The organism is Helicobacter sp. MIT 00-7814 (assembly GCF_003364115.1).
In the GTDB taxonomy this organism is placed as follows: Bacteria; Campylobacterota; Campylobacteria; order Campylobacterales; family Helicobacteraceae; genus Helicobacter_F.
This window is the reverse complement of record NZ_NXLL01000003.1, coordinates 20318-32980: the sequence shown is the minus strand read 5'-3', so window position 1 is coordinate 32980 and position 12663 is coordinate 20318. Positions and strand designations below refer to the sequence as shown.

The window sequence follows — 12663 nt, the reverse complement described above, 5'->3', positions numbered from 1 at the left end:
ATTTTTTAATTTTTTGGAATCCTTTTTGCTGAAACAAAAACATTTTAGATTTGGATTAAGCATACACAAAAGGATTTGGTTTTGAATAAACAAGGAGCAATTAAGGCTGGGTTGTTGGTGCTGGTTTTGGCGCTACTCACAAGGCTTGGTGCGGAGAGTGTGGGCGAATATCTTATGATGGGGAAGCCTCGCGGGCATTTTGGGTTGTATTTTCAAAATATGACAGAGCGGCGCACGAATTTTGCTGATGTGAATGTTTCACTTGGCTATGATACGCCCACAAATAGTTCTGGCATTAGCTTTGGTGGCTCTATGTGGATGGCTATGCGGATGTATGAATACACGCGCGGGGATTTTAACTCTACAAAAGATGATTTTATTTTGACTGAACTTTATGGGAAGTTTGAGCGCAATGACAGAATCAAAGTGCAAGCTGGGCGCTTTTACACCACCGCGGAATGGGTGCAGTTCTATAATCAAGGCGCGCATGTGCAATACGCGCTTAATCAAAATGCTGCTGTGCGGCTTTTGTGGATTAATGCAAATGCGTATGTGACAAATTATCGTATGTCTGAATATCGCAATCCTTTCGGCAAAAGTGGCGTGTTTTTTGGAGATTTGATGTTGGCACTTCCTGCCTCACCTATCAAAATTTCGCCATATTTTTATATTGCACCAAATCGCTTTAGCGCCTTTGGGATTAAGCTTATGCTAGAAAAGCCGACTTTAGGGGATTCTACGCTGTATGCAAATGTGCATTTGCTTTCTTATATTGGTAGAAATGAAGTTATAGAATCTTCGCGCACTGATGGCGATGGCGCGCTTGTGTGGGTAGAAGGTGGCGTGAAATGGGCTGGCGTGAAGTTTGGCGGTGGATTTATGAGCGTGTCAAAAAATGGCATAAGCGGCATTGATGCTTTCGGGCAAAGTAGCCCTTTTGAGCGTAGAGAAGGGCTATTTTACGCTGATGCAAATACGCTTTATGGCGTGCTGGAATACACTTTTGAAAATCACCTTGTTTTAGAATCTGCAATTAGAAACACAAGCATTGGCTCGAAATATATTTTCAACTGGGAGGCAAATGCGCGTATCACAATCGCGCCGGATGTGATATTTGGCGGGGGCTTCATAGGTATGTTTAATAATGCAAATATTATGCTTGATGATTATATTTTCGCAAGTGATGGGCGCAATTATGTGCTAGGTAGAATGTTTTTGCAGTTTAAATTTTAGAGAGAAAGTGAGGCGGGGAAAGATTTATGAAAGCGATTTATTTTTTCTGGGGTGTGTTTTTTTTCACGCTGTATTGGATTTATTTTTTATACGAATCTTTTTTAATGAATCTGCTTATCGCGCTGTTGCTTTGCATTGCGACTTTTGGCTTGAAACATAGAATCTTAAAACTCGTGCGCTCTGAAATAGTCGCGGCATTTTTGAGCGTGTGCGCGCTGTGCTTGATACTCATTGTGCCGGTGATATTTGTGTTTAGCTCGCTTATTGAGATGATAAAAAGCGCTGATATGCAAGGTTTTAGCGCGATTATTGAAGGGCTGAAAGAAAAGATTATTGCTTGGAGTGAGATTATCCCTGAAGCGCAAATACGCGTGCAAGAGGCGCTTTCTAAGATTTCTGGCGCGGAGCTTTTTTCTTCGATTCTCAATCTTAGCTCAATTATCGGCAAGAGAAGTTTAGAATTTGTCGTGGATACGGGCTTTATCGTGGTGTTTTTATTTTTCTTTTATTTTTATGGTATGCGCCTGTATGAATACCTTCTTGCGCTCATTCCTTTTGACAAAATCCAAGTGCAAAATGTGCTAAGCGAGGTAATAAACACGCTAAAAGTCGTGTGCTACACTTCGGTGATTAATGTCGTGTTGCAGGGTTCAAGCTTTGGCGTGGCGATTGCGTTTTTTGGCTATGATGGAATCTTTTTTGGCATAATGTATGGATTTTGCTCGATTATCCCAATTGTCGGTGGCGGGCTTGTGTGGGTGCCAATAGCGCTGTATGAGCTGTATTTGGGGAATTATAACGCGGTGATTTTTATCGCGCTGTATAGTCTTATTTTTATTGCGTTTTTTATTGATAATATCATTAAGCCTATCATTATCCGCATTGTGAATAAGAGGATTCTCAAAACTTCGTTACATATTAATGAGCTTTTGATATTTTTTGCGATTTTAGCGGGGCTTACGGCGTTTGGATTCTGGGGGATTATACTAGGTCCAATCATCACAGCGCTTTTTATTGCGCTACTGCGAGTGTATAGGAAGGTAATTTTCCCATTTCAAGAAAATTCTATCAAAGCGCAAAAAGACTAGGATAAATTAAGCATATCTAGGCTAAAATCGCGCACGCTAATTTTATTTTATAAAAAAGGGTTAAGATGAGAGTGAATCTGGACAATGTCGTTGATGAAAATGAAGAGAGCTTTGCGCAGTTGCTTGATGCAAGTGAAAAGGTAAGCTCACAGGGTGCGTTGCAAGTAGGTAAGATCATAAAGATAACAGATGAAAGCGTTATCGTGGCATTGCCAAATAGCAAGTTTGAAAGCTATATGCCACTTGATGAGATTAAGGATTCTCAAGGTGGCTTGCTTTTTAAGGAAGGCGATAGCATCGAAGTAAGCGTTATGCGTAATGGTGGCAGAACAAGCATATCTTATAAAAGAGCGTTGCGCTCAAAAAAGGTAGTGGAAAAAATCAAAGAGCTTGGCGAAAACTACAAAGACAAAATCATCGAAGCGAAAGTTTTACACAAAAACAAAGGCGGGTATGTGATGGATTATGAGGGGGTAGATGTGTTTTTGCCTCGTAGAGATTGTGCTTTTAAGGAAGGCGCGAAGGTTGAGGGTAAAACCTACAAAGTGGCGATTACAAATGTGGATTCTCAAAGCAATTCTATTATCGTTTCGCGTAAGCGCTTTTTTGATCTTGATAAGGATAATAGAAAAGTTGTCGTTACAAAGCTTTTGGAAGGTGAGAGAATCTATGATGGCGAAGTCAAAAAAATCACGCCTTTTGGGGTGTTTGTGGAGATTGAAGGGGTTGAAGGGCTTATCCATTACACAGAGATTAGCCATAGGGGTCCGGTAAATCCTGATAAATTTTTCAAAGTTGGCGATAAGATAAAGGTAAAAGTCATCAATTATGATGAGGAAAAACGCCGTCTAGCGCTTTCTTACAAGGCTTTGAGCGAAGATCCATGGAAAGAGGTAGAAAAAGAGCTAGAAGTGGGCTACACTATCAAAGTAGTGGTGAGCAATATCGAGGAATATGGCGCGTTTGTGGATTTGGGCAATGAGATTGAGGGCTTTTTGCATATCTCTGAAATCTCATGGGATAAGAATATTAAGCACCCAAGCGAGCATTTAAAGCTTAATCAAGAACTTGATGTGGAAATTATTGAGATAGATTCCAAAAATCGCCGCTTGCGCGTATCGCTCAAAAAGCTTTTGCGTAAGCCATTTGCTGGATTCTTGCAAGAGCATAAAGAAGGCGATGTATTAAAGGGTAAAATCGTAACACTCACTGATTTTGGTGCGTTTGTGAATCTAGGCGCAGTTGATGGATTGCTTCATAATGAAGACGCATTTTGGGAGCGCGGGCTTAAATGCAAGGATAATTTCAAAGTCGGCGATGAAGTAGAAGTAAAAATCATCAAAATAGATTCTAAAAATGAGCGCATTTCGCTAAGCAAAAAGGCGCTTGATGATTCCCCAGCAAAAGATTTTGGGCAAAAATACAAGGTAAATGACATTGTTGAGGGTCCAATTACTGAGATTAAGGATTTTGGCGTGTTTATTGATGTCGATGGCGTGGAAGTGCTAATCAAAAATGAGGATATTCCAAACGCGCAAAAAGAAACTCTCAAAATCGGCGATGCGCTTAAATGCGTGCTTTATAGCATTGATGTGTATGCAAATAGAATCCGCGCTTCCGTGCGTAACCTCCAAAGACAGCTAGAGCGAGAGGATTTGCGCGCGTTTGAAGCAAGCCAAAGTGAAGAGAGAATGACGCTAGGGGATAAAATCAAAAATAAAATAAGCGATTCAAAATAGCAAAGCTTTTAAGCAATGAAAAAAGCCCTGTATTTTGTGGTTGTTTTGCTGGCGTGTGTGGCGCTTGCTAGCGGGTTTTATATCGTTTATCAGCAGAGCAAAGTCCCGCCTTTGCCAGCAATAGAATCTAAGATTCCAAATTTAGAAAATCTCACCACGCAAGAAGATTCACAAGCATGGCTTGAGGGATTTTCTGATGCAACCGCGCAGAATCAAACCTTTCAATACCCAGCCACAGAACTTTTTGTAAAGTTTGATTTTGCAGATGAGAATGATACAAAAAGTATTAGAAGCATTGAGATTGAAGAGCTTGATGAGTATAAATATTTTTGCGTCGCGCAGGTGCTAAAACAGCACAAGCTTGAAAGCACTTATTACAAAATGGGTGAAAAGCTACGCTTGATGGTGTTTATCGAGGATAGCGCGGTGCTAAAAAAGTTTTTGGAAGATTTGGATTATTACAGAATCCAATATGTGCTAAAGTAGCTATAATACAAAATCTTAGAAATTAAACAAGGAGTGAGGAAATGGCACTAAAAGTTGTTGTATGCGATCATATACACCAAAGCGGGTTGGATTTACTCAAGGCGCAAAATGATATCGAGTTTGAAAATCTCGCATCACTACCAAAAGATGAGCTTTTGAAGCGCTTAAAGGGCGTTGATGTGGTGGTTACGAGGAGTTCTACTGATGTGGATGCGCGCTTTTTAGAAAGCGTGGATTCTCTCAAAGCCATCGTGCGCGCGGGTGTGGGCGTGGATAATGTGGATATAGAATCTTGCAGCAAAAGAGGTATTGTTGTGATGAATGTCCCCACCGCAAATACAATCGCCGCAGTCGAGCTTACAATGGCGCATCTCATCAATAGCGTGCGTAACTTCCCCGGCGCAAATACCCAGCTAAAGATTGAGCGCAAATGGAATCGCGAAGATTGGTATGGCACGGAGCTCAAGGGCAAGAGCTTGGGCGTTATTGGTTTTGGGAATATCGGCTCACGCGTGGCATTGCGCGCGAAAGCGTTTGAAATGGATGTGCTCGCCTACGACCCTTATATCAACGCGACAAAAGCCCTAGATCTCGGCATCAAATACACCACAGATTTTGATGAGATTTTGAAATGCGATATTATCACTATCCACACGCCCAAAAACAACGAAACAAAAAATATGATAACCGCCAAAGAAATCGCTAAAATGAAAGATGGCGTGGTGCTTATCAACTGCGCGCGTGGCGGGCTTTACAACGAAGATGATTTGTTTGATGGGCTAAAAAGTGGGAAAATCCGCTGGGCAGGAATTGATGTGTTTAATAAAGAGCCTGCCACTGATAATAAACTGCTAGACTTACCAAATGTCTATGTGACGCCACATATCGGTGCAAACACGCTAGAATCTCAAGAGAAAATCGCCATTGAAGCAGCCCTTGCCGCTATAGAATCCGCGCGTGGCTCAAGCTACCCAAATGCGCTCAATCTGCCTATTAAAGAAGTGGATTTGCCCGCAAGCATTAAACCTTATTTAGAGCTTATCCAAAAGCTTTCTTTTATCGCTGCACAGGCAAATAAAGGTGCTTTTGTGAGTTTGCAAATTGAAGCATATGGTGAGGTAAGTCAGTATAAAGATTCTCTTAGCACTTTTGCGCTTGTGGGCGCGCTTAGTGCGAGTTTGGGTGATCATATTAATTATGTCAATGCGCCATTTGTGGCAAAAGAGCGCGGTTTGGAAGTGAAATTTAGCGCAAAAGAGCTTTCACAAACCTATAAAAATCATCTCAAACTCACCCTTAGCACGCAAAGCGAGAGCTTTAGCTTGGAGGGCGCGGTGTTTGAGGATAAGTATTTGAGAATCACCGCAGTGAATGGCTTTGTGCTTGACATTGCGCCGGAAGGCAAAATGGTGTTTTTCAAAAATACCGATGTGCCCGGAGTTATCGGCGCAGTGGGAAATACACTTGCAAAGCATAATATTAATATCGCGGATTTCCGCCTTGCGCGCAAGGATAAAGAGGCGTTGGCGGTGGTTGTCGTTGATGAGTCTTTGGGTGAGGGCGTATTGAGCGAGCTTAAGGCAATTCCAGCGTGCCTTGGCTTGCGCTATGTGGTGTGCTAAAGTTTTTAGAATCTTTTCAAGCGAGGGTAAAGAATGGCTAACACGACGCACAATGAGTATTTGCACGATATTACTAAACGGAGCTTGACGCAAACTTTTATAAGGTTTCTCAAAGCCGAATCTTTCAGCGGTATTTTGCTGTTTTTTTGTGCGGTGTGCGCGATGATTGTGGCGAATTCTTTTTTGAGCGAGAGCTATTTTTGGCTGTGGCATGAAAATTTTGGCTTTAGCTTTGGCGAGCATTTTTATGGCTTTAGGTTGCATGATTGGATTAATGATGTTTTGATGGCGTTATTTTTCCTTATGGTGGGCTTGGAGATTAAGCGCGAGGTGCTTTTTGGGGATTTGAGCGGGTTTAAAAAGGCGGCGTTTCCTGTCATTGGCGCGCTTGGTGGTATGATCGTCCCAGCGCTTATTTATTTTGGGCTCAATTATAATACAGATTCTTGGCATGGCTTTGGAATCCCTATGGCGACAGACATTGCCTTTGCTTTGGGTGTGATTTTATTGCTTGGCAAGCGCGTGCCTATGGCGCTAAAGGTTTTTTTAGTCACGCTTGCGGTGGCTGATGACTTGGGCGCGGTGATTGTGATAGCTACGGCTTATCCATCGCCGGAGGGCTTGCATTTTGTGTGGCTACTTTGCGCGGTTGTGGTGATTGGCGCGCTTATTGCGCTTAATAAACTTGGAATCCGCACGCTCGCGCCTTATCTTGGACTTGGCGTGATTTTGTGGTTTTGCGTGCATCATAGCGGGATACACGCTACTATCGCGGCTGTCGCGCTTGCATTTTGTATCCCTGTGAAGCCAAAAATGCAAAGTCAAGAATTTATCAAGCTTCTTGATGAGCTTCCGCAAAACTTCAAAAATATCGAAAAAAATGAGCGTAAAAATATCCTACTCACACATGAGCAAGTGCAGATGCTTGGGACTTTGGCGCGGGATTCCATTGATGTGCAAAATCCACTTATGCGCCTTGAGCACGCATTGCAGCCACTTTGCGCGTATTTAATCATGCCTCTTTTTGCCTTTGCAAATGCGGGCGTGGATATTAGAGGCGAGATGAATTTTGCCATCGATCATATTATGCTTGGCGTGTTTTTGGGGCTTGTGATAGGCAAACCTGTGGGAATCTTGCTCTTTACTTTTTTATGCGAAAAGTGCAAGATCGCCTCACGCCCCGCGGGCATTTCTTGGGCGCATATTTTTGGCGCGGGCGTGCTGGCTGGTATTGGCTTTACGATGTCGATTTTTGTTTCAAATCTTGCGTTTGATAGTATAGATTCTCAAAATGTCGCAAAAGTTTCAATCTTGCTTGCTTCAAGCGTGGCTGGGATTTTGGGCGCGATATTTTTATTTTTTATGGGTAGAAAAAGCTTAAAAAATGGATAGAAAAAATTGAAGCGCGCAAAATAAGGCAAAGGGTTTGTATGGACTTTGGAAATGATAGAATTTTTGTGCGAAAGTTTTTAAAGCAGGCATTGAGCGAGGATCTAGGCAGGGGCGATTTGTTCGCGCTTGTGAGTGAGGATAGAGAATCTTGTGCGCATATTATGGCAAAGCAGGCTGGGATTTTTAGCGGTGAATTGTATGTGCGCGAGCTGTGCGCGCTTGCTGGGGTTAGCTTAGAGCTTCGTTGTAAAGATTCTCAACATTTTGAAAAAGGCGCAATTTTAGGAATCTTACGCGGAAGTTATCTAAAAATTTTGCAAATTGAGCGCGTGCTTTTAAACACGCTTTCGCATAGTAGCGGGATTGCGACAAAGACGCAGGAATTTGTCCGCGCGCTAGAATCTGCAGATTCTAATTTAAATTCTATCACGCTCCTTGATACGCGCAAAACGCGCCCTTTGCTCCGCGCGCTGGAAAAATATTCCGTGCGCAATGGTGGCGCGCAAAATCATCGCTTTGGGCTAGATTCTTTACTTATGCTCAAAGACACGCATTTGGCGCATATTACGGATTTACACGCATTTGTAGCTCAAGCGCGTAAGAAACTTCCTTGGGGAAGTAAGATTGAAATCGAAGTGCCAAATTTGCAAAAAGCGCGCGAAGCCTTTGAAGCAGGCGCGGATATCGTGATGTGTGATAATATGAGCGCGGAGGAAGTGCGCGAGGTGGCGAATTTGCGAGATTCTCAATTTCGACATATTTTGCTTGAAGCAAGTGGGAATCTCACTTTGCAAAACCTCGCAACCTATGCCAAAAGTGGCGTGAATGCGCTAAGTATCGGCGCGCTTATCCATCAAGCCACTTGGATAGATCTTAGCTTGCAGATGCAATAGCTATGCAAAGCAAGGAATATTTTTTTATTAATGCCTTGAAAAAAAGTGGCGCGTGTGCGCGCAAAAGTGCTGGCGCAAAAAGCGTGCTAGATGATGATGTGTGTGTTTTAAACGCGCTAGATTCTAAAAATCTCACTTCGCAATCTCTGCAATCCCTAAAAAAACACCAAACTATCGCCACAATGGATAGCTTTTGCGAAAATATCCATTTTAAGCGCGCGTGGTTTAGCCCAAAGCAGGCGATAAAAAAGGCATTTTTAGTCAATCTTTCAGACATTATTGCTAAAAATGCCACGCCAAAAAGCGCGCTTTTAAGCATTGTGCTGCCAAAAGACATAGAAAAAAGCGCGCTTTTGCAAATGGTGGAGGGCATAAAGGAGATAAGCGCGGAATTTGACATAGAGATTTTAGGCGGTGATAGCGCGGTTGGGGAAAATTTAGATTTTCACATTACGCTTTTTGGCACATGCGCTAAGCCCCTGTATCGCGCAAATGCGAAAAAAAATCAGCGAATTTTTTGCACGCAAGAGCGCGTAAGGATTGGGAAAGTGAGCATTGGGGGCAGTTACAAAGAGCTTTTGGCGCTTTTGCGCACGCAAGAAAAAAGAAAAGCTAAGGGGCGCTTTTTAGCCCCAAAACTGCGCGCTAGTTTTATGCGCTATATTGGGACAAAGCTTTGTGCGTGTATGGATATTTCTGATGGAATCTTGCAGGATTTGCAAAATTTTTCCACAAGCGCAAAGCTTGGATTTACGCCGAGTAGGGAATTTGTGAGGTTACAAAAAAGCGCGCAAAAATGGCGTTTGCAAAGTGGGGAAGAGTATGAATTGCTTTTTGCGCTAGATTCTAAAAAAGTGCGTGCGTTAAAGCAAAGCGCAAAGCGCGCACGCATAAGCCTTTTAGAGCTTGGAAGATTTAAAAGAGGGCGCGTGTCTTTGCATTGCAAAAAATGGCACTAAATTTTTCTGGCAAAATATGCTAGAATCTTAAAAAAACCAAAATGCGTTGCAACTTCGCTTGGGCTGGGTGTTTGCAATAAAAAAGGAGTGAGAAAATGAGTAGTAATGTTGTTCAAATTGATGTGCGTAATCTGCCATGCCCCGAGCCTGTGGTAAAGGTAAAAAAGGCGCTGATGGGCGTTACACAAGAAGCACTCAAGCACGCAAACTACGAGATTTTGGGCAATACGCTAAGCGCGAAAGAAAATCTTAGTCGCTATTTGCGCACAGCGGGCTATGAGTTTGAAATCGGGCATTCTCAAGGCGAGCAATATATGATTCTCATCAAGGCAAAGGTTGATCCAAAAGACAAAGAGCGTAGCAATAAAATCACGCCAAAAGTGCTTTTTGTGCGTGGTGACAAGGTGGGTGAGGGCGAGCTTGGTGTGATGCTTATTAACGCGCTGCTAAAATCGCTCATTAATAGCGAGGTTTTGCCCCAAAAGATTATTTTTGTTAATCGTGGCGTGTTGCTGACGACTGATAATACCCAGATTGCAAATGATGAAATCGTGGAAGTGCTAAAAGAGCTTGAAAAAATAGGCGTGGAGATTTATTCTTGCGGCTCGTGCTTGAGCTATTATGCCTTGACAGAGCGACTAAAGGTTGGAATGATAGGCAATGCGCTTGAAACAATGGAATCTATGATAAAAAGCGAAGGCGTAGTAAGCCTGTAGATTCTGCGCCAAATGCCCTAAGGCTTAATCTTCTATGCGGATTTTATAAGGCGTATCAACGATGATTGGGAGCTTTTGCAGGGAATCTAGCGCGGTGGTAATGTCAGATTCTTTGCTTGTGTGTGTGGAGAAAAGGAGCTTTGCCACACCTCGCGTATCATGCTCTTTTTGTAAAAGTGCTTTTATAGAAATGTTGTTTTGTCCCAAAATTTGTGCGATTTGGCTAAGCACGCCGGGTTTATCTTGTGTGTAAAGGCGGATATAGTAGCGTGAGTGGATTTCTTCAATGGGCTTTAAAAGTGGCGTGTCATCAAACTTGCCCGAAAATCCAAGCATGCTAGAATGCGTATCGCGCGCGATTTCTATCAAATCCGCAATCACAGAGCTAGCCGTGGGATTCCCCCCAGCACCCGCGCCATAATACATGCTTTCCCCCACGCAATCCCCCACAATGCTAATGCCATTCATCACGCCATCAACCTTACCAATCATGCTATTTTTTGGGATAAGGCTAGGATTTACGCGCAATTCCACGCATTGCCCCTCACGCTTTGCGATGCCTAGCAGTTTAATCACATAGCCAAACTCACGCGCAAACTCCATATCATCAGGCGTAATGCCTTCAATCCCTTCGATCAAAATGTCCTCTGGCAGGGCGTTGATACCAAAACTTAGCGTGGCAAGAATAAGCAGTTTGTGTCCTGCGTCCATTCCATTGATATCTAAAGTCGGATCAGCCTCCGCATAGCCGAGATTCTGCGCTTCTTTCAGCGCGCTTGCAAAGTCCTTGTTGTGGTTAAACATTTGGCTTAAAATATAATTGCTCGTGCCATTGAGGATTCCCCGAATGGCAAGGATATGATTTGAGACAAGAGAATCTTTGAGCGTGCGCACAATAGGAATCCCCCCGCCCACGCTTGCTTCAAAACCTATGGGAAGTTCTTTTGCGATATTTGCCAAGTCATAGCGGTGATAAGCTAGCATTGCCTTGTTTGCGGTGATTAGGGCTTTGTTGTTTTGCAACGCTTTTTTTGCAACCTCATAGGCTAGCTCGACACCACCCATAAGCTCAATCACAATGTCGATGTCTTTGTCTTCTAGCACAGAATCCAAATCCGTGCTAAGCTTATTTTCCTCTAAGATTCCGAGTTTTTTTGCCTTTTGCAAATCGCGCACCACGCCTTTTTTGATGACAAACTCAACGCCCGCCCGCGCGCTAATAAGCGCCTTATTTTGCTCCAAAATCCTAATAACAGCGCTTCCCACAACGCCAACGCCGATAATTCCGATATTAAGCTTTTTCACGCCTGCGCCTTTAGTTGCTTTAAAAAGGCTTTGAGATTTTTTGCGGCTTGACGGATTCTGTTTTCATTTTCAATGAGTGCGATTCTCACATAGCCCTCACCATGGTGTCCGAAGCCAACTCCCGGACTCACGGCGATTTTTGCCTCTTGCAAAAGGCGCTTTGAAAACTCCATACTTCCTAAACTCCTCGCACATTCTGGAATCTGCGCCCAAATAAACATACTCGCCTGCGGTTTTGCCATCTCCCAGCCAGCGGATTTAAAGGATTCTATCAAAACCTCCATGCGCCTTTGGTATTTCGCGCGGATTTCATCCACGCATTCTTGCTCGCCATTGAGCGCGATTGTCGCGGCGATTTGCATGGGTGTGTAGATTCCATAATCAAGCCAGCTCTTAATCTTTTGCAAAGCCTCTATCATCTTTGTATTTCCCCCCACAAAGCCTATGCGCCAGCCCGCCATATTGTAGGTTTTGCTCAAAGTGTAGCACTCCACCGCCACATCTTGTGCACCCTCCACTTGCAAAATGCTAGGCGCTTTATAATCCCCAAAGCAAAGCTTCGCATACGCAATGTCGCTAATGATATAAAAACGCTCTTTTTTTGCCAACGCCACAAGACGCTCATAAAAGCTAAGGTAGGCGATTGTCGTGGTTGGATTATGCGGGAATCCTACGACAACAAATTTTGGCTTTGGCGCGGATTCTTGCAAAGAGGCAAGGAGTTTTTCAAAATAATCCTCCTCATCAAGCTCCATTTTTTCATTCCATTTTATGGGGAAACTGATGACATTTGCGCCATTGAGGATAAAGGCGTAAGAGTGTATCGGATAGGCTGGCTCGGCTACGATGGCAGTATCGCCCGGACTTGTGATTGCTTGTATCAAATGCGCGTAGCCCTCTTTACTCCCCATAGTGACGCAAGCCTGCGTGTTTGGCTCAAGCTTCACGCCATATTCGCGCATATACCAATCACAAATCGCAACCCTAAGTTTATAAATTCCCTTGCTCACGGAATAGCCGTGATTTTTTGGTTTATTTGCTGCCTCGCACATTTTGTCAATTATATGCTGTGGCGTAGCGCCATCAGGATTCCCCATGGAAAAGTCAATCACATCTTCGCCATTTTGGCGCATGGCAAGCTTTATTTCATTAATTGCAGCAAAGACATATTTTGGCAATCGCCTTATTTTTTCAAATTGTATTTCATCAAACATCGCTTCCCACCTTTTG

At 43.3% G+C, this 12663-nt stretch carries 11 protein-coding genes; 9 read left to right on the top strand and 2 right to left on the bottom strand.

The window, feature by feature from the left end; genetic code table 11:
* Positions 1–81 precede the first annotated feature (81 nt).
* The 9 genes from CQA49_RS01535 (at position 82) to yedF (ending at position 10128) form a co-directional block, all read left to right on the top strand.
* Entirely contained in the window at positions 82–1233 is a 1152-nt protein-coding gene (locus tag CQA49_RS01535; RefSeq protein ID WP_115574204.1) for an Opr family porin, read from the top strand.
* Positions 1234–1259: 26 nt separating this feature from the next.
* The gene (locus tag CQA49_RS01530) at positions 1260–2321 is read left to right on the top strand and encodes an AI-2E family transporter (protein WP_115574203.1); all 1062 of its coding nucleotides are present in this window, start codon (positions 1260–1262) and stop codon (positions 2319–2321) included.
* Between the two features lie 65 nt (positions 2322–2386).
* Positions 2387–4060, top strand: coding sequence for a 30S ribosomal protein S1 (locus tag CQA49_RS01525; RefSeq protein ID WP_115574202.1), 1674 nt, complete (start codon positions 2387–2389; stop codon positions 4058–4060).
* A gap of 15 nt (positions 4061–4075) precedes the next feature.
* Positions 4076–4546, top strand: a complete 471-nt coding sequence (locus CQA49_RS01520; RefSeq protein WP_115574201.1) for a hypothetical protein — start codon at positions 4076–4078, stop codon at positions 4544–4546.
* A gap of 41 nt (positions 4547–4587) precedes the next feature.
* Positions 4588–6168, top strand: a complete 1581-nt coding sequence (gene serA / locus CQA49_RS01515; protein WP_115574200.1) for a phosphoglycerate dehydrogenase — start codon at positions 4588–4590, stop codon at positions 6166–6168.
* Between the two features lie 33 nt (positions 6169–6201).
* A complete protein-coding gene (gene nhaA, locus CQA49_RS01510) occupies positions 6202–7560 on the top strand; it encodes a sodium/proton antiporter NhaA (protein ID WP_181882575.1) in 1359 nt (452 codons plus the stop codon).
* A 59-nt stretch (positions 7561–7619) separates the two neighbouring features.
* Positions 7620–8453, top strand: coding sequence for a carboxylating nicotinate-nucleotide diphosphorylase (nadC, locus tag CQA49_RS01505; RefSeq protein ID WP_181882580.1), 834 nt, complete (start codon positions 7620–7622; stop codon positions 8451–8453).
* Positions 8454–8455: 2 nt separating this feature from the next.
* Complete coding sequence (locus CQA49_RS01500) at positions 8456–9412, top strand: thiamine-phosphate kinase (protein ID WP_115574198.1); 957 nt, start codon at positions 8456–8458, stop codon at positions 9410–9412.
* A 95-nt stretch (positions 9413–9507) separates the two neighbouring features.
* Complete coding sequence (yedF, locus tag CQA49_RS01495; RefSeq protein WP_115574197.1) at positions 9508–10128, top strand: sulfurtransferase-like selenium metabolism protein YedF; 621 nt, start codon at positions 9508–9510, stop codon at positions 10126–10128.
* Positions 10129–10152: 24 nt separating this feature from the next.
* Here yedF and CQA49_RS01490 read toward each other — a convergent pair whose 3' ends face one another.
* Both CQA49_RS01490 and CQA49_RS01485 read right to left on the bottom strand, forming a co-directional pair.
* A complete protein-coding gene (locus CQA49_RS01490) occupies positions 10153–11433 on the bottom strand; it encodes a homoserine dehydrogenase (protein ID WP_115574196.1) in 1281 nt (426 codons plus the stop codon).
* Positions 11430–12647, bottom strand: coding sequence for an LL-diaminopimelate aminotransferase (locus CQA49_RS01485; RefSeq protein ID WP_115574195.1), 1218 nt, complete (start codon positions 12645–12647; stop codon positions 11430–11432). The genes CQA49_RS01490 and CQA49_RS01485 overlap by 4 nt, the downstream gene beginning before the upstream one ends.
* Positions 12648–12663 lie beyond the last annotated feature (16 nt).